Source organism: Paenibacillus sp. GYB003, assembly GCF_036577625.1.
In the GTDB taxonomy this organism is placed as follows: Bacteria; Bacillota; Bacilli; order Paenibacillales; family NBRC-103111; genus Paenibacillus_AB.
Genome location: NZ_JARBDC010000089.1, coordinates 1 through 18,266, shown reverse-complemented (window position 1 = coordinate 18,266; position 18,266 = coordinate 1). Strand labels below are relative to the sequence as shown.

Genomic DNA, 18,266 nt, shown 5'->3' with positions numbered 1-18,266 from the left:
CGAATAAGAGACTTTTGGAGATTGCTATATATTCATGAAAGTTATTACCTCGACTTTGCGCTGATTCAAAATGGTGATCTCCATAACGACGCCCCCCCCCCGGGTTAGGATGTACCAAAACAAAAAGAGACGGTAAGCACAGCCGAACAATCCCTTGATATGGGACTATTCCGACGATGCTTCCGTCTCGTAATCGTTTCGGTGTAAGTTACCCCTAGCATACCATGATGCAACGAGAATTTCAAACCGATTGAACCGCCGAGACTCCTGGTCCCTGCCGAGCCCCGCATTAAGAACGGACCTCGATAATATCGTGAATACGGATCACCATTCTACCCGTTGAGTGAGCAAGAACGAGGCGACCGAGAAGCGCATCAATCCGCATCACGATGCCCGTAAGAACTTCTTCCTGGTCCCAAACCCGAAGCGCGATCTGCGTTCCGTGATGATAGGATTCCGATATTTTTCGGGTAAACCCTTCCATTTCCTGATCGTCGAGGACCGGCCGCGTCCGGGAGCCCTTTTGCCATAAACCCGATCGAGCAACAAACTGCTGCCGGTGCTCGGGGAGCATCATGCGCGAAGACTCAAAAATGCCATTCCCGGACAGTTTGATCGATGCTTTGCTAATACTTTCATGTCACCCCTTCCGGATAGAAACAGAACACCCGTTCCTATTATACTCCGGCGATTTCATTTCATTCAAGAAAAAAGCAATCAGCCAGGAGGGGTAACCACTGAAATGCATGACCTCGACGACATGCCTGATCGCTCCCTGCACAAAAGTCCTGTGAAATAAGAAGGCCAACCTCAAGGGCATTATTCAGCATGGGACCGGCATTAATAACTTCAATACAGTTAGTGTGAGCCATGTTGATTTAACCCCTGGAACTGGAAATGTCACCTTTTCGAGACGCCATCGAGTAGCGCTATGCTCTCAATCAAGGCATCTAGCTTGGCGGGGGGTGGATGAGGGCTGTTTTTGAAGCGTTGCTTGTCAAAGCTCGCAATCACCGAAGCACAAAACGAGTATAATGAGGTTATCAATAAATTCCCAATTTTACCCATACGTTTGAACTTGGTGACAGTGACGCTGGTACTACCCCTCATAGCATGGTCACTCCATATCGGTTATGTTACCGATATGGACGCCAATTCTAGCCGGAAGGTTTATCTTTTTTTCGGGAAAACCGACATCTGCCGTCCGAGCAATATTTTTGGAAATCAACAAACGGGCCTCATACAGAATGTATAACTTTCCGGTTATTCTCATGTCAATATTTTTTTCTTTTCTGGGAACCTTCTTGGATCTTGCTTGGTCTTTTTAATAAAGAGGTGAAGAAATGAATGACGACTATTTGAGGCATATCACCAAGATTGATCACTCCATGATTAGTGATATTACAAAGAAATATTGGAATGATGTATGGAACTACGCATTTCTAATTACGAAGGATCAGAACCACTCAAGCGATATTACTCAGGATGTTTTCGTGAAAGCCTTCAAATCGATCGGTTCTTATAGAGGTGAGGGGTCCGTCAAATCATGGCTTCTAGCCATCACACGTAACACAGCATATTCGTATCTAAGATCTGCCTTTTTTCGCAAGGTAATCTTATTCCCAATCGTGCACTTAAACGCAAACGGGGCCTCGGCAGAGAAGGAGTTCTTCGAGAAGAACCTCATAAATGAAGTTTGGGCAGCTGTTATGGATCTTCCGAGACATTATCGAGAAGTTATTGTGCTCGATGCACAATTCGAAATGTCGATTGAAGAAATCTCAACGTTCTTGGGTGTTTCGAAGGGGACGGTGAAGTCACGTATTCACCGTGCACGAAAGATATTGACAAAAAAATTAAAGGAGGAGGGCGTATATGTCCGAGAATAAACCGCAATGGTACAACGATTTAAAAAATGGACCGTTAGTTAGTGTTCCTAAGCCAACGCTGGAGATAATAAGCGATATTGAAAGGAGAGTAAACAGTACCAACACCTCAAGAGTTAAAAAGAGTCTTATTTGGATTCCTCTTGCTTTCTGTCTTGTACTTGCCCTAGTGACTGTAGGGGACCTATGGACGTGGGATCAAGGAAAAGACTCAACCCATTCCCCTTCAGATTACGAAAAGGTGTTTGACAGTAAAGGAAATTTAATTGCTATGGACAAGAAATGGCTCATGTCACGTGACCTTTTTGATGCCTATCGAGCATTTTCCGAATCCAAAACGGATGAGATACTTATGGGAATGGAGCCATTAGATATTTTTAAAATGTATATATTTGCCTCAGTAAATGGTGATTACGAAACGTTGTATGCATTATTTATCCAAGGAAACCAATATGGAGTCCCCTCCCGTGAAGCCTATCTTTCGGAGGTAAGAAAAGACCCAGGGTTGATGGAACGATCAAAGAATCAATGGGCAGCCTGGAAAAAAAGTTATCGACTAGAGGAAGAAATGAATGGAACTCAAGCTACAATTCGAATGGTTTTTCCCGATTTATCGAGTGAAATGAGCTTTCATTTGATTAAGAACGAGAAAGACATTTGGAAAGTTGCTTGGCCTCCAATGCATTAAAAGAAAAAGCAGTTCTCCCAGAAGTGATTCCTGCTTCTGGGGAACTGCATTGTGCTCAATTTACCAAACTACGTTATATTTTCCCGTCTGTTCGTAATTGAAATTATAGACATTGATATTGTGATAACCATCGACCAAGAAATTATAGGAATCTTCCTCCGAGGCACTCAAGGCCTCGGAATAAATTGTATAACCAGTAAGTGCATTTGTACATCTAGCAACAACAAAACTATCGCTTGATCCTGGGCTCGGGTTAGGTCCAGGCATAGACGTTACCCCAAGAACGCCAGGCGAGTATATATCTGCCGACTGCTCGCCGAATAAATACGTTCTCCAATCAAATATTGAGATCCCACCAGAATTCTGTGACTCTTTTGTGATGTAAAAATTGTCATTTTCGCTGACAACGGTTTTGAAAAAAACTGAGTCAGATAATATTTTGTGACCTGAATCAGTAATCTTTTTGAGCTCTTCTTTTGGGATAATCCTTACTGTTGATCGATCTAACTTCCATTGATCATCAACAAGTACAACATCATAAGGGATGACTGGAAGTTCCTTTCCATCTGGAGAACTGAGCTTTGCAATGGATACTTCATACTTCGAATTTTGTATTTTTTTTATGTCCACAATGTCATAGTTTGTTTTCGTACCTTCTAGATTTTTGGCTTTTGCTTGGTAAGCTGCGCCCTCGGAGCCAGCGATAGATGCTAAGAATAGAGCGCTGTCCTTAATTTCTATGCTTTTATAGTAATTATGAACCGTCTGCTCTACTAAAGCTTTTTCGGTTTCAGATTGTCCGGATGCTTTTGTTGTATTTGTTAGTCCAGTAAGTACAAAACAGCAGGACATAACAGTAGCAACAATCGAACTCATTATCTTTCTTTTCATAACCATCGCTCCTCATGTTTTTTTTCACAAATGATTAATAGACCAGAATAGCTAGATTTCACCTCCTATTTATTAACACTATAACCAACAAAAATAATAAAATACACAATTATTCCAAATTATTCCTTTTCAGAATAACATTTATACTTAAGTTTTAAATAGTTCCAAAATATCAAAAAAATAGTTCAATCTAGGAACCTATGGACCTCCCTTCTCTTGATCTCCCTTTCCTTTAAGCCTATTCATGAGATTTTTTTCTATTGTCGAAATATGGTAAGATAAAACAAACAAAGGAAAGAATGCAAACGAAGGGAGTGATCATTCATTGGTTTCGATTAATCAATGTAACAGTCGACTTGGCCAATGCAATCGCTGCATCAGTGAAATGGCTATTCGTAACGACCCAAGCCTCCGAAGCACCATAGTGGGCAATAGACGCTTGGGCTTCCTGAACAGCGCTGATCCCCACGTTCTTCCCATACCGTTTCGCTTGTAGGGGTAATACCAGCGTAGCTGACACCACCCGCAAATGCATGGATTTAAATGGTAATTGTCTGCCGGGTTGTTTACGTCAATGGCTAAAACGGGGCTAAGCTGCCGATCAATGTCGGCAGCTTAGTCTTAGTTGGAGATTGAACTTACGTGTCCATTAGCGGAATAATTGCAATTCAGGATTAGTAATAGTTTTTGAAATCCCTTGTGCAAATTCAAGCAATTGAATTGCTTGTTTTGGATATGCAGCATCTGGTACTTCAGCGGGATCAAAACCAAGTGCATCTTGCCCTTCCTGGCTTGGGCCGAACGCGGCTCCGATCGTGACAGGTCGGCGAACTCGATACAACAGGCTTCTCCTTGTCGCAACAGCTGCAAAAAATGTTCTTTCGCCTTTACGCGTTCATGAAAGTGAAATACCTCGACTTTGCCCTGATTCAAAATGGTGATCTCCATAACGCCGCCCCCCGGGTTAGGATGTACCAAAACAAAAAGAGACGGTAAGCACGGCCGAACAATCCCTTGATATGGGACTATTCCGACGGTGCTTCCGTCTCGTAATCATTTCGGTGATAAGTTACCCCTAGCATACCATGATGCAACGAGAATTTCAAACCGATTGAACCGCCGAGACGCCTGGTCCCTGCTGAGCCCCGCATTAAGAACGAACCTCGATAATATCGTGAATCCGGATCACCATTCTACCCGTTGAGTGAGCAAGAACGAGACGACCAAGAGGCGCATCAATCCGCATCACGATGCCCGTAAGAACTTCTTCCTGGCCCCAAACCCGAAGCGTGATCTCTTTCCCGCTATGTTGAGATTCCGAAATTTTTTGGGCAAACTCCTCCATTTCCTGATCGTCGAGGACCGGCCGCGTCCGGGAGCCTTTTTGCCATAAACCCGATCGAGTAACAAACTGCTGCCGGTGCTCGGGGAGCATCATGCGCGAAGACTCAAAAATGCCATTTCCGGTCAGTTTGATCGATGCTTTGCTCATACGTTTACTTCTCCCTTCCGACAGGCATGATCATCATTACATTCCAGAATTTGATGCGATGTCCGGCATGCAATGTACGATGCATGGGTATCCCAACCTCCCCTTATACAATGGACGAGAACACATGTTCTTATTATTATCGCAACTGCGCATTATATACAAGAAGGCGAATGTTAGATGCAACGAATAAAAAAGACGAACTAACGAGCGATCGCGAGACGACAAGTCCAACGAAAGCAAAGCACTTCATGTTAGGCATGGATCGTTTTTTACTTGTCCCGCCGTACCTGGGGTAACATTTTTAACAAAGAGCTTTATGAGGCATACAATAAATAAAATTAAGGCCGAAGGCGGAATAATAATGATTTCAATCAGTCTATGTATGATCGTGAAAAATGAGGAAGAGACCTTGGAACGCTGTCTAGAGTCCGTCGGAGATCTTGTGGATGAAATTATAATTGTGGATACAGGTTCAACCGACCGGACCGTAGAAATCGCCAGTCGGTACACACCGCACGTTTTCCATTTCGAATGGGTCGACGATTTTTCGCAAGTACGCAATTTCTCCTTTAGTAAAGCGACGAAGGACTACATTTTCTGGCTTGACGCGGACGATACCCTGTTGCCCGATGATCAGTTGAAGATGCAGCGATTGAAGCAAACGTTGGATCCCGTCCTGGACGCAGTTTCCATGGATTATCATATCGCTTTCGATCAATACGGAAATGTCATCACAAGCAGCCGAAGATTTCGGTTGGTCAAACGGTCGAAGCATTACCAATGGCGAGGGGCCGTGCATGAAATGTTGGCAGTTACGGGGAATGCTTTGGATAGCGACATCGTGGTGACTCATAGGAAAGAGAGGCAAGTAACCGATCGAAACTTGAATATTTACGAGAAACTTTTGCGCCAAGGCAAGCCGTTTACGCCGCAGGATCAATTCCATTATGCCCGCGAACTACACCAACGCAAGCGATATGAAGAAGCCGCCGAATACTACTTAAAATTTGTAAACGATCCGAATAATACAGCTGAAAATAAAATATATGCATATCAGCAATTGGCCGACTGCTATCACATGCTTGGGGATACCGAAAAGGAACTATCCTCGACTTTCCAAACATTTCTGTTCGACATACCGCGTCCGGAATGCTGTTGTCGGCTCGGATTTTATTTTTTAAAGAAAAACGCCTACCGGCAGGCGATTTTTTGGTATAAACTTGCCATTGATTTCCCCTTGGAGAAGAATTCGTGGGCTATCGTCAACAACACTAGCCGGAGCATACTGCCTCACATTCAACTGGGACTTTGCTATTATCAAATCGGAGAATATGAAGAATCGTACCGCCATAATAAAATCGCGCTCACATACATGCCCGACGACAAGGACATTCTTAACAACATCCTGGTACTGGAGGATCTGCTGCATAAGCATAAATAGAGAAGATAAAGTGAAAAAAACGAGTGAAACACAGAAAACAAGCAGCCATCGACCTTAGGCGAAACAATCAACAAAGCAAGCTGGCTTAGGAAGCCAGCTTGCTTTGTTTCGATCCGTTGGATCATACGGGGATGGTTCCGATAGCTATCCCTGTCGTCTGCGGTCCGACTTCAATGGTTCCAGTTACCAAATTCGTGCCGGTATTAATGACAGACACGAAACTGCTAAAGCTGGTAACATAGGCACGGGAGCCGTCCGGCGTAATCGCAATATTTTGAGGAAAAGAGGAAGCACTAACGTCTATGGTAGCAGTCACTGTATTGGAGGCGATGTTGATGACGGACACATTCTCGCTGGCCCCATTAACTACATAGGCATGAGTTCCATTCGGCGTGATCGCTACATCTGTCGGCTGACTTCCAACCGGGATGGTGTGGACCACTAAATTAGAACCGGTGTCAATGACCGATACCAGGTGATCGCCTCCAACCGCTACATAAACTCGAGTCCCGTCCGGCGTGACAGCCACTCCTTCGGCGATACGACGCTGCAGGAAGCGCCCATGCTTGCCGCCTATTTCAGCCAGGCGAAATCGTCTAAAAAATATCGTCCAATTTGGCTAAATTGTATGTCCGATCGTCTTCGCTCGGATTGGTATAGATTGTTGTAGTCTGTATCGCTGCATGTCGAGCCACATCCTGGGTAAGTCGGATCTTATTCGTTATTTCATTAAAGTGATAGACAAAGCTGTGTCGTAATTCATGGTTCGTGAAGTCGACAGAAGAAGCCTTTCGAACACGCGCTAACATTCGGTCAACGGCTGACCGGCTAACCGATTTCGAACGGAAACTGACAAAAAGATACTTAGAATCGGCGAATTTGCTGCCGGTACGTTCCTCAATCCAATCTTTGATCGCCCGTTTTAATTTTCTACTGGCGATCGGCAGCTCTGCTTCAATATCGCGCTTCGCGTTCCGGATGATGACTTTTTCTTTCTTCGGAGTCAGTATCACGTCTTCCATTTCCAGAAGTCTCGTCTCCTCATCCCGGAGTCCAAGGAACAACTCGAAATACAGCATGCATCGATCTCGGGCGCGTAAAAAGTCATTTGGTTCCTTTTCAATTCCGTTACAAATCGCACCGATCTCGGAGAGCTTACGCCATTTTGGAGCCGTTTGTTTGAGCTGAACTTTAACATCACGAATTTGGATCGGATGCGGCCAACGCCCCTCTCTTTGTAAATGCTCTAACCATTTCCGAATGCCGGCCAAGTGCTTATTTATGGTCCGAGGCTTCCGCCTTTTCTCCCTCAAATACTCACGGTAGTCGTTGAAATGCGAGGCATCCAATTGTTCGATGACAGGCTCGACCCCATTCGTGTCTTCGAACCAGAAAAAAAAGTCCGAAACAGCTTGGGTGTAGGCGACAATCGTTTTCCGGTCAAGCTCTTGTTGCTGTAAAAACGTCTGGAAGGATAAGGTCATCATTGTCCACCTCTCAGCAGATTCATAATTTTCGTCCGGATCAAATTGGAGGCGAAACAAGTCAGGGATATAATGTCTTCCTGCTCGCAGTTCCAAAACTCTAAATTTGCGAAAATATCGATATAGTATACTTCGTCGTCCGGCAAAGCGATGTCGATAATCTCTGCTCCGTAGAGCTCGACTAACAGTGTAGCCAGTACGTCTTGCAGGAGCTTTCATACTCTTGCCGGAGATAGAACACAAGCAGTTCCATTGCTACCGGATCAACATTGACTCGTACCGCGATCGGTACGTTCAGTAACGTGAGGAAGTGGGTAAAAGAGTACAAATATAGTCGCTCACCCTGCACGGAATTCCTATTTCTCATCCTTTCAATGATGTCGCGTTTCATTTCGTACTCCGATCCCACCTTTCAGATTCGTATTACATGCGTAATACGTCATTACTTCCGATCAAAAATAACAGCAATCTGATCCTCATACGTTTTAACAAACTGTGAATTTTGCATCAGAAACCCGATCATTGATCCTTGATTCTCTTTCGCCAACAAAAATCGATCGATTCGATACCCATCGATAACCCGATTCATGGCATCGAGATTCGAATGGGCATCTAAATAATCGCGAAATATGGTTGAACGGTTATAGGTGGTCAACATATAAATATCTGTTCGTCCGTCAATAAAAGCAGGAATGTCATGATATAAAAGAAAACCGCCCCAATTGTAATTATTAAAAATTCGTTTATTCTCCGAATGTTCTTTGATCCACTGTAACGCCTGAACAGGATATTTATCGTTCCAAGCCTGCTCCTTCAAACGAAGCGTCCCGTTAAAGCTTGTAGCAACCATTACGATCGCAAGCCTCGGATCGTCCATATCAAAAGGGACTTATTAATTAAGTTACTTTTATTCAACAAATCGAAAACTCGCTTTAGCCATTGCTCGATCGGTTTGAACAACTCTGCAAATAAAATAAATACGGACAAACCGAACATAGCCGTATGCCGAACCGACCCTAAAAACTCATACAACATGAAAAAAACAAATAGCAAGTTGAAGATGTCAATTTTCAGTTGTTTATTTTTTACAGCGTTAAAGAGGAGCAGTACAAAGGGTAAAACCAGAAGCGCAATCAGATACCACGACGTGAAGACTGGCGGCTTCCATTCGGAAATGTATTTAGAGATAGGATCAAAAAGGATATGATACGCCAGTTCAATTTGTCCAATTCCGTAAGGATTAATGAGCTCGGTAATAACCGTTAGTACGAGTAGAGCAACCGCGGACAACATATGCTCGGAGCCTTTAACTTTTCGAAGCCAATCTATTCCACAAGAGACGAATAGGACTCCCATAATGACAACCCCGATTAACGATGACCCCCCGTGCAAATTAACCCACAATAGCATTATCGAGAAAATAAAAGCGTAATCGCTCCTCAAAATTCCTCGTTCCCGAATGGATTTCACACGAATCAGAAGCAAGACGAAGAAAAGAAAGCTTATGATCTGCGACCGGGAGGTAATAAAGCTCAAACCAGACTCCTGATGACTAAAAATCAAGACAAAGGCGAAGACCGTTATGGAATATGCAATTACAGTTTTGTAGTATCGCTGTAAATGAGACGCGATTGCCCCTAATATAAATGCAAAAACTGCAAAAGCAAGCACAAAATGAAACCAGTCGCCGCCAGCCCATCGATGTCCGATAGCATAGATGGCATCGGTAAGCCACTCGTGCATCATCCAGGAGTAGCCCTTCTCCTCCGCGATCCAAGATAATCGATCGATATGCGGAAAACCGGTCTCTAAAAGTTGCATGCCCCCCACCTAATTTGTTTCGATCCCGCCGTCGTCGCCGCGGCCGAAGGATGAAAATTTCATTGACTCCGTGTACAATTAAGGACGGCAACAATCGGTCCGCCTGCTGTCCAAATCAAATCAACGCGGCATTCGTTCGGCCGAAAGCCGCTTGTACATTTTCGGGAGATGAATAGCAATGAACGCAAACCAAAACCGGCAGCGGTCGGAGCAGTTGTACGACGAAGCGCTGCGGCATATCGTCGGAGGCGTCAACAGTCCGTCCCGTTCGTTCAAAGCGGTCGGCGGCGGCGCGCCCGTCTTTATGAAGCGCGGCGAAGGCGCCTACTTCTGGGACGTCGACGGCAACCGCTATATCGACTATTTGGCCGCTTACGGCCCGATCATTCTCGGGCACGCCCATCCGCGGGTTACGGAAGCGATTTGCCGGGCGGCTGCGGACGGAACGCTGTACGGCACGCCGACGGAGCATGAAAATACGTTCGCCCGCATGCTGAAGGAAGCGATTCCTTCGCTGGACAAAGTCCGTTTCGTCAATTCCGGCACCGAAGCCGTCATGTCCACGATTCGCGTAGCCCGCGCCTATACCGGGCGCGACAAAATCATCAAATTCGCCGGCTGCTACCACGGCCATTCCGATTTGGTGCTCGTGGCCGCCGGCTCCGGCCCTTCGACGCTGGGCATTCCCGACAGCGCCGGCATTCCGGTCAGCATCGCTCATGAAGTCATTACGGTTCCGTACAACGATCTGGCCGCGCTGGAAGCGGCGCTGGACCGCTGGGGGAGCGAAACGGCCGCCGTCATGGTCGAGCCGATCGTCGGCAACTTCGGCATGGTCATGCCCGAGCCCAGCTTTCTGGAAGGGCTGTGCCGCCTGGCGCGCGCTCACGGCGCGCTCGTCATCTATGACGAAGTCATTTGCGCCTTCCGTTTCCATTACGGCGCCGTGCAAACGTATGCGGGCGCCGGCTTCCCGGACTACGCGGCCATCGAGCCGGATTTGACCGCGCTCGGCAAAATTATCGGCGGCGGCCTGCCGATCGGCGCCTACGGCGGCCGTCGCGACATTATGGAGCGCGTCGCCCCGCTCGGTCCGGCGTATCAAGCCGGCACGATGGCGGGCAACCCGGCCTCGATCCGCGCCGGCATCGCCTGCCTCGAAACGCTCCGCGAGCCGGGCGTCTACGAGAAGCTGGAAGCTTTGGCCGCCCGCCTGGCCGAAGGCTTGAAAACGGGCGCGCGCCGATACGGCGTACCGCTTACGGTCAACCGGATCGGCGGCGCGTTTTCGACCCATTTTTGCGACCATCCGATCCGCAATTACGACGACGCGCAAAAAGCCGACGGCGATCTGTTCGCGCAATTTTTCAGGCTTATGCTCGATCAAGGCATTTGCCTCGCTCCTTCGAAGTATGAAGCCTGGTTTTTGACGATCGCCCATACGGATGCCGATGTGGACGAAACGATCGCCGCGGCGGAGCAAGCTTTCGCGAACATGCGGAGGTAATCCGACCACGGCCGCGAAATGACCGAATACACGAACATTGAATGGGCCCGTCACCTTCTTTGTTCGTGTATTTTTTTCGAGCAAAACGTCCCGAAACGATAAACAAAGCTTATCGCTCTAAGAATATATACTTTTCATTAATTTTCATGTAGCTTGTTGAATGATCGGATCATGCATGTTATAGTATTATGTATACTTCAAAACACATCGATAGCGTGCCGAACGATTACCGATTGTGGATCTCAGGAAAACCTTTTTACTTAAACCTATTAAACCTAAACCTATTAAACCAAAACCCTTAAACCAAACCCATTAAACTTAAACCCATTAAACCTAAACCCATTAAACCTAAACCCTTAAACCAAAACCCATTAAACCTAAACCCTTAAACCAAAACCCTTAAACCAAAACCCTTTAAACCAAAACCCTTAACCTGACCCATTAAACCTAACCCTTAAACCAAACCCACTGCCCCTATGCCCGAAAACCGTATCCATTTTCCCTGAAACCCTTTTCATTTTGCCCGATAACCGTCCTTTGTCAGGCTGGAACTATTTATCCGATGCGATCGCGATCGAAACATGTGAAAATAGGTGTATCCCTTTTTCAAAGCAGAACCTGCTTTTATTTCGCCATTTCCGGCGAGCGTCTTTCATTTCGACAAGGAGGTCAGTAGGCCGGGCGGCGGCAGGCTTGTACCGGCTGAAATCACATATGAACCAAGCGATGATCAACGAAGGTCGATTCCAAGACCTGTTACGGACCGAGCACGACAGCTGCGGCATTATTTGCATTATCGAAAAAGACGGCAAACCGTCCCGCGACAATATTCAAAAAACGATCGAAGCGCTCGTGAAAATGGAGCACCGCTCCGGCTTCATCGACGGCGAAGGCGACGGCTGCGGCATCCTGACCGACATTCCGCGCGCCCTGTGGGCCCAACGGCTGACGGACGCCGGACTGTCCGGCGATCTCGCCCACGATCCGCGGTTCTCGATCGCGCACATTTTCATTCCGCGCAAGCTGGACCAATCGGTCTCCGACATTCAGAAGACGATCCGCGCGATGTTCGCGGAACGCGGCATCCGCATCCTGATCGAGCAGGAGGCGCAAACGGACAGCAGCGTGCTGGGCAAAAACGGACGTCTCGACGAGCCGTGCTTCTGGCAAGTGGCGGCGCTGTGCGAGCGGGAAGGCGTCGTCGTCGCCGACCATCTGTTCGAGCTGCACGTGGCGATCGAAGCCCGTTTCAACGTTCATGTCGCTTCGCTCAGCAACTATACGGCCTCGTACAAAGTGCTCGGCGCGGCCAGCATTTTGCCGAAATATTTCAAAGATACGCAAGATCCGCTGTTCGCGGCGCAAGTGACGATCGGTCACAACCGGTATTCGACGAACACGCTGTCGAACTTTTTTCGGGTGCAGCCATTCTCGCTGCTCGGCCATAACGGCGAAATCAACACGGTCAAAAAAATGCGCTACGAAGCCGAAATGGTCGGCGTTCCGCTCGTGGACGGCGGCAGCGATTCGCAGGACATGAACCGCGTCATCGAAACGTTCATCCATCGTTCCGGCATGAGCCTGTTCGAAGCGATGGAGCTCGTGTTTCCGCCGATTCATAACGAAATCAAGCTGTTCCGTCCGGAGCTGCAGGACTTGTATATGTATTATCGCCAAATTTGGGGCCACTATGCCCAAGGTCCGGCCGGTATCGTTTCCCGTTACGGCGACGAATGCATTTTCAGCGTCGATGCGCTCGGTCTTCGTCCCGTATGGATGGTCGAGAGCGAAACGTCGCTGTACTTCTCGTCGGAGCAGGGCGTCATTACGGTCGACGAAATGGTGGCCGAGCCGAAGCCGATCGCCCCGGGCGAAAAAATCGGCGTCGAGCTGACCGCCGGCCAGCCGGTCCGCGTCGTTCCGTACGTGGAGCTTCAGGCGAAAGTGCTCGAACGGACGAAAAAACGGCTGAACCTGGACGGCATGGGCAAACATTTGTCGTTCGGCCAAACGGACGCCGTGCCGCAAACGTTCGCCAAAGTGGCGGCGACCGACAACGTGTACAGCGCGTTCGGCTGGGACCGCGACGGCATCCAAATGATCGAATCGATGGCGCAAACGGGCGCGGAGCCGATCCGCTCGCTCGGTCACGACTCGCCGCACGCCGCGATCCATTGGGAACGCCAAAACATTCCCGACTTCATCAAGGAGAGCGTGGCCGTCGTCACGAACCCGGCGATCGACCGCGACCGCGAGCAGGAGCACTTCTCCACGCGCGTCGTCATCGGCCATCGTCCTCCCATTTACGGACAGCCGGGGAACGAAACCCGCTTCGAAATTATGGCGCCGATGGTGCTCGAAGGCGAAAACGGCATCGGCTCGTCGGAAGAAATCGGCCATATGTCGCTGGAGCAAATTATCGCGGAATGCCGCAAGCAGGGCGACAACGCGGTCGTCACGCTGCCGATTACGTTCAAACGCGGAACGTCGCTGAAGGCGGCGCTCGACAAGCTGGCCGAGGATGCGGTCGCGGCCGTTCGAGGCGGAGCCGTGCTCGTGCTGCTGGACGACGCGAACGCTCATCGCGACGACAACCTGTGGATGGATCCGCACCTGGCGATTTCGAAAATCGACGTCGCGCTGCGCGCCGTGAAGCTCGGCTTCGGCGACAACTTGCGCCGTCACGCTTCGATCGCCGTCCGTTCGGCATCGATCCGCAACCTGCACGATATCGCGCTCGCTTGCGGTCTCGGCGCGGAAATCGTCTCGCCGTATATTTTGTTCGAAACGGCAGCGGCCAAAGACGGCGCCGCATCCGCCCGCAAAGTGCTGCTGACGCTGCAAAAAGGGCTGGAGAAAGTCATCTCCACGATCGGCACGCACGAGCTGCGCGGCTATACCCGCTTCTTCTCGGCGATCGGTCTGAAGCCGGAGCTGGCCGAAGTGCTCGACATCGTCAATTACCTCGGCAGCGACAGCGCCGGCACCGGCTATGCGGAGCTGGAAAAGGACGCCGAAGCCCGCTACGCGGACTTCCAAAATCCGAAGGCGAAAGCGGCGAAAAACTTCCGTTTCTTCCAGCGCATGTGGAAGGCGCTCGGCGACGCCGCATCCGGCGAAGCGCCGTACGGCGAATACCGCGACAAGCTGCGCGAGGAAGAGAAGAAAAATCCGATCTCGATCCGTCACGTGGCCGAATTCGACTTCGCCAAATCGGAACGGAAGCCGATCGATCCGTCCGAAGTCGACATTTCCGTCGGCAAGCACAGTTTGCCGATGCTCATCTCCTCCATGTCGTTCGGCTCGCAGAACGAAACGGCGTTCCGCGCCTATGCGGAAGCCGGCGAGCGGCTGAACATGGTGACGATGAACGGCGAAGGCGGCGAAATCAAAGACATGCTCGGCCGCTACAAGCGGACCCGCGGCGCGCAAGTCGCCTCCGGCCGTTTCGGCGTCAACGTCGAGCTGGCGAACGCCGTGGCGTTCCTCGAAATCAAGATCGGCCAAGGCGCGAAGCCGGGCGAAGGCGGTCACCTGCCGGGCTCGAAAGTAACGGCGAAAATCGCCGCGGCCCGTAACGCGACGATCGGGTCCGACCTGATCTCGCCGTCGAACAACCACGACATTTACTCGATCGAGGATTTGGCCCAGCTCATTTCCGAGCTGAAGGAAGCGAGCGGCCGCAAAGCGCAAATTATCGTCAAAGTTCCGGTCGTGCCGGGCATCGGGACGATCGCCGTAGGCGTTGCGAAGGCGGGAGCCGACGTCATTACGCTGTCCGGGTTCGACGGCGGCACGGGCGCGGCCCGCGTCCACTCGCTCACCCACGTCGGCCTGCCGACCGAAATCGGCACGAAGCTCGCCCACGTCGCCTTGATCGAGGCGGGACTTCGCCATAAAGTCGAGCTGTGGTCGGACGGCGGCATGAAATCGGGCGCCGACGTCGTGAAAATGTTCCTGCTCGGCGCAAACCGCGTCGGCTTCGGAAGCCTCGCGATGCAGGCGATCGGCTGCACGACCTGCCGCGGCTGTCACCTCGACACGTGCCATGTCGGGATCGCCACGCAGATCGATACGATGGAGGAAGCCGAGGAGAAAGGCTTGCGCCGGTTCGTGCCGCGCCAGTTCGATCTGTCGGTCGACGCTCTTGTCCGCTTGTTCGGCGCGATGGGCGACGAAATCCGCGAAATCGTGGCGCAGTTCGGCTTCAAAAACGCGCAGGACCTGGTCGGCCGTTCCGACTTGCTGAAGCAAACGGCGCATCTCGAGCGCATCGACTTGTCCGACCTGCTCCGTCCGGCTCCGCTGTCGTTCCTGCAGGCGGCCGAAGCGGAAGCGGCCGCGGCCGTGTCGTCGGACATCCGCATCGCGGCCGGCGCCGAAGGCCAAGAGTTTTATCCGGATTCGCTGTCGTACAACAAATCGGTCGAACGGAAATGGCAAAAAATCGACGCCGAATCGCGCATTATCGGCACCCGCTTCTCCAGCCACCGCGTCCGCGACCGGTTCGACGGCAGCTACGACAAGCTTCCGGAAGCGTCGCTCGTCCTGACGGACGGCTCCGTTCCGGGCAACGGTCTCGGCGCCTTCAACGCGCGCGGCGTCAACATTACGGTACACGGCGGCGCCGAGGACGGCGTCGGCAAAATGTCGCTCGGCGGCAAAGTCGCCATCCTGAAATCGCCGGGCAAGCACGGCGTCTTCATCGACGGCTCCGTGGGCAAATCGTTCTGCTACGGCGCGCAAAAAGGCACGTTCATCGTGCAGGGCGGCGCAGACTCCCGCGCCTGCATCCGGCTGTCCGGCGCCGACGTCATCTTCGGCGGCGAAATTACGCAGCCGCTGCAAGACGAGCTCGGCTCGATCGCCAGCCGCGCGAACCTGAAAGGCTTCGCCTTCGAATATATGACGAACGGCCGCGCCGTCGTCATGGGCGATCCGGGCCCGTGGATTTGCGCGGGGATGACCGGCGGCGTCATTTATCAGCGCCTCGTGCCGGAGATGGGCTTCGACGTGAAAGCGATCGAGCGCCGCGTCGCCAAAGGCGCGAAAGTAAGCATCCAGCCGCTCGGCGCGCAAAGCCGCAAAGATTTGACCGAGCTGCTCGGCGTCTACGTCATGGAGCTGCAAGCTTCCGGCCAAACGGAAGCCGCCGCGAAAGTCGAAGCGCTGCTCGGCGACCTGGACGCGAACTTCGTTCGCATCTCCCCGGTCGGCATGCAGGCGGACCAATCGGTCGCGACCGAATAAGATCGGATCATGCAAGTCGAACCCCCTGGAATGCATCCTCGGATGCGTCCAGGGGGTTCGTTTTGCTCGCGGAGCATACCGGCCTACCGGTTACCGGACCGGCTTGCCGAAGTCCTTCAGCTCGACGACGTTATCTCCTTCCGGCGATGGCGTCAATCCGGGATCCGTTACGCCGGAACGGTCGTTTCGCCTTATGCCCGATGTGTCCTCGGGGACGGAGCTGCCTTTCGGAATGTTCGTATTGACGCGGTCTTCCATATGTTCGCCGCGCCGCATGCCGCGGGTATCCTCCGTATCTTCGGTCGGCGTGCGCTCCTGCTGCATCCGATAATCGGCTTGCCCGCAGCCCGCGGCCGTCAGGCCGGCGAGCAGGATGGCGCCCGCCGCCGCCAGCTTTGCTTTGCTCACGTTCGATCCACCTTCTTCCTGTTCGGGGTATTCACGAAATCTTATATAGGATGCCCCGAAAAACGTGGTACAATAGGTTGTACCCGCAGCAAGATTCATCGCAGCAGCAAGGAGGCGACTTTCGATGAATAAACAAACGATTTTGTTCGATCTGGACGATACGCTCATTCATTGCAATAAATATTTCGACGCCGTACTCGATCAATTCGCCGATTTGATGACGACGTGGTTTCACGGCTACCGGCTGCAGACGGACGAAGTGAAGCGGAAGCAGTACGAGTTCGACTCGGTCGGCGTAGAGAAGCTCGGCTTCGCCGCCGGCCATTTTCCCCAGTCGCTCGTTCAGACGTACGAGCATTACTCGGCGATGACCGGCCGCGCCGCCAGCGCGGAGGAACGGGAGCGGCTGATCGAGCTCGGCAAGAGCGTCTACGAGTTTCCGAACCTCGAGCCGTACCCGAACATGGCGGAAACGCTCGGCGCGCTGAGCGATCAAGGCCACGAGCTGTTTCTGTATACGGGCGGCGATGCGGCCATTCAGGAAAGCAAAGTGAAGCGAATGGGACTGGGCGCTTATTTCGGCGACCGTCTGTTCATATCGGCGCATAAAACGACGGACGTGCTGGAGTCGATTTTGACGAAGCAGCGCTTCGATCGCGACAAGACGTGGATGATCGGCAACTCGATCCGCACCGACGTCGTCCCCGCTTTGGAGACGGGGATTAACGCCATTCACATTCCGGCGATTACGGAATGGCAGTACAACGTCGTCGATATCGACGTGAAGCCGAAGCGGGCGTTTTTGCAGCTGAAAAAGCTGCTCGAGGTGCCGCCCGCCATCAGCCGGTACAGCTTGGCCTGATCGGCGGAACCGGTCTGTCGGCGACCGAATGCGGCTTCATGCAGGCAGTGGCTCCGAGCCGGGTGCTCGGTTTGCGGTGCCCGGCTTGCAGTGCTCGGCTTGCAGTGCTCGGCTCGTGGTGGTCGGTTTGCGGCGCTCGACTTACGGATGCGCGGTTTGCAGTGCTCAGCTCTTGCGATGCTCGGTTTGCGGTGCTCGACTTGCGGTGATCGGCTTGCAGTGCTCGGCTCTTGCAACGCTCGGCTCGCGGTGATCGGCTTGCCGTACTCGGCTTGAGGTGTTCGGCTTGCGGTGCCCGGCTTGAGGTGTTCGGCTTCGATTGGCGCGTCTTGCGACCCGTTCCTCGGACGCCTGCAAGACCGGATAAAACGGAACGGGTGAACGATACGGAATCGTTTTTCGCTATTAACCCTTAAGCCCCCTAATGAGATTGGAGAGTACCAAGGGAAATAAGGTACACTTAAATTAGGAGGCGAAGAGGATGCAGCGGAACAAGGTATTCGAAGAAGTACGGAACAAAGTAGCGCAGGAAGCCC

The 18,266-nt window shown here is 51.3% G+C and carries 16 protein-coding genes; 6 read left to right on the top strand and 10 right to left on the bottom strand.

Annotated elements, in window-relative coordinates; translation table 11 throughout:
- Window positions 1–289 precede the first annotated feature (289 nt).
- Window positions 290–577, bottom strand: a complete 288-nt coding sequence (locus PV407_RS28820) for a YolD-like family protein (protein ID WP_332093466.1) — start codon at window positions 575–577, stop codon at window positions 290–292.
- A 766-nt stretch (window positions 578–1,343) separates the two neighbouring features.
- On the opposite strand from PV407_RS28820, the gene PV407_RS28815 reads away from it, so the two are divergent.
- Window positions 1,344–1,889 (top strand): RNA polymerase sigma factor, encoded by a 546-nt coding sequence (locus PV407_RS28815; protein ID WP_332093465.1) that lies wholly within the window; start codon window positions 1,344–1,346, stop codon window positions 1,887–1,889.
- Window positions 1,876–2,574: a hypothetical protein gene (locus PV407_RS28810; RefSeq protein ID WP_332093464.1), complete on the top strand. Its 699-nt coding sequence runs from the start codon at window positions 1,876–1,878 to the stop codon at window positions 2,572–2,574. Before PV407_RS28815 ends, PV407_RS28810 begins: the two co-directional genes overlap by 14 nt.
- Before the next feature lie 60 nt (window positions 2,575–2,634).
- Here PV407_RS28810 and PV407_RS28805 read toward each other — a convergent pair whose 3' ends face one another.
- The 4 genes from PV407_RS28805 to PV407_RS28790 form a co-directional block, all read right to left on the bottom strand.
- The gene (locus PV407_RS28805) at window positions 2,635–3,465 is read right to left on the bottom strand and encodes a hypothetical protein (RefSeq protein ID WP_332093463.1); all 831 of its coding nucleotides are present in this window, start codon (window positions 3,463–3,465) and stop codon (window positions 2,635–2,637) included.
- Between the two features lie 322 nt (window positions 3,466–3,787).
- Window positions 3,788–4,000 carry a restriction endonuclease gene (locus tag PV407_RS28800; protein ID WP_332093462.1) on the bottom strand — a complete coding sequence of 71 codons (213 nt, stop codon included), beginning with the start codon at window positions 3,998–4,000 and terminating at the stop codon, window positions 3,788–3,790.
- A 114-nt stretch (window positions 4,001–4,114) separates the two neighbouring features.
- Window positions 4,115–4,306, bottom strand: a complete 192-nt coding sequence (locus PV407_RS28795) for a hypothetical protein (protein ID WP_332093461.1) — start codon at window positions 4,304–4,306, stop codon at window positions 4,115–4,117.
- A gap of 309 nt (window positions 4,307–4,615) precedes the next feature.
- A complete protein-coding gene (locus PV407_RS28790) occupies window positions 4,616–4,957 on the bottom strand; it encodes a YolD-like family protein (protein ID WP_332093460.1) in 342 nt (113 codons plus the stop codon).
- A 361-nt stretch (window positions 4,958–5,318) separates the two neighbouring features.
- Between PV407_RS28790 and PV407_RS28785 the strand changes: the two genes are divergently transcribed.
- Window positions 5,319–6,398 (top strand): glycosyltransferase, encoded by a 1,080-nt coding sequence (locus tag PV407_RS28785; RefSeq protein ID WP_332093459.1) that lies wholly within the window; start codon window positions 5,319–5,321, stop codon window positions 6,396–6,398.
- A 121-nt stretch (window positions 6,399–6,519) separates the two neighbouring features.
- On the opposite strand, the gene PV407_RS29715 is transcribed toward PV407_RS28785, so the two are convergent.
- The 4 genes from PV407_RS29715 to PV407_RS28770 form a co-directional block, all read right to left on the bottom strand.
- Window positions 6,520–6,927, bottom strand: coding sequence for a YncE family protein (locus PV407_RS29715; protein WP_442951722.1), 408 nt, complete (start codon window positions 6,925–6,927; stop codon window positions 6,520–6,522).
- 67 nt (window positions 6,928–6,994) lie between these two features.
- Complete coding sequence (locus PV407_RS28780) at window positions 6,995–7,882, bottom strand: tyrosine-type recombinase/integrase (protein ID WP_332093458.1); 888 nt, start codon at window positions 7,880–7,882, stop codon at window positions 6,995–6,997.
- A 442-nt stretch (window positions 7,883–8,324) separates the two neighbouring features.
- Window positions 8,325–8,732 (bottom strand): hypothetical protein, encoded by a 408-nt coding sequence (locus tag PV407_RS28775; protein WP_332093457.1) that lies wholly within the window; start codon window positions 8,730–8,732, stop codon window positions 8,325–8,327.
- Window positions 8,732–9,703: a hypothetical protein gene (locus tag PV407_RS28770; protein ID WP_332093456.1), complete on the bottom strand. Its 972-nt coding sequence runs from the start codon at window positions 9,701–9,703 to the stop codon at window positions 8,732–8,734. The genes PV407_RS28775 and PV407_RS28770 overlap by 1 nt, the downstream gene beginning before the upstream one ends.
- A gap of 178 nt (window positions 9,704–9,881) precedes the next feature.
- Between PV407_RS28770 and PV407_RS28765 the strand changes: the two genes are divergently transcribed.
- A complete protein-coding gene (locus PV407_RS28765) occupies window positions 9,882–11,210 on the top strand; it encodes a glutamate-1-semialdehyde 2,1-aminomutase (protein WP_332093455.1) in 1,329 nt (442 codons plus the stop codon).
- Window positions 11,211–11,924: 714 nt separating this feature from the next.
- On the top strand, window positions 11,925–16,460 hold the full coding sequence (locus tag PV407_RS28760) for a glutamate synthase-related protein (RefSeq protein WP_332093454.1): 4,536 nt from the start codon (window positions 11,925–11,927) through the stop codon (window positions 16,458–16,460).
- A gap of 90 nt (window positions 16,461–16,550) precedes the next feature.
- Here the strand turns inward: PV407_RS28760 and PV407_RS28755 are convergent, their stop codons facing one another.
- Window positions 16,551–16,868, bottom strand: coding sequence for a hypothetical protein (locus PV407_RS28755; protein ID WP_332093453.1), 318 nt, complete (start codon window positions 16,866–16,868; stop codon window positions 16,551–16,553).
- A 124-nt stretch (window positions 16,869–16,992) separates the two neighbouring features.
- Between PV407_RS28755 and PV407_RS28750 the strand changes: the two genes are divergently transcribed.
- Window positions 16,993–17,730 (top strand): HAD family hydrolase, encoded by a 738-nt coding sequence (locus tag PV407_RS28750; protein ID WP_332093452.1) that lies wholly within the window; start codon window positions 16,993–16,995, stop codon window positions 17,728–17,730.
- Window positions 17,731–18,266: the final 536 nt, after the last annotated feature.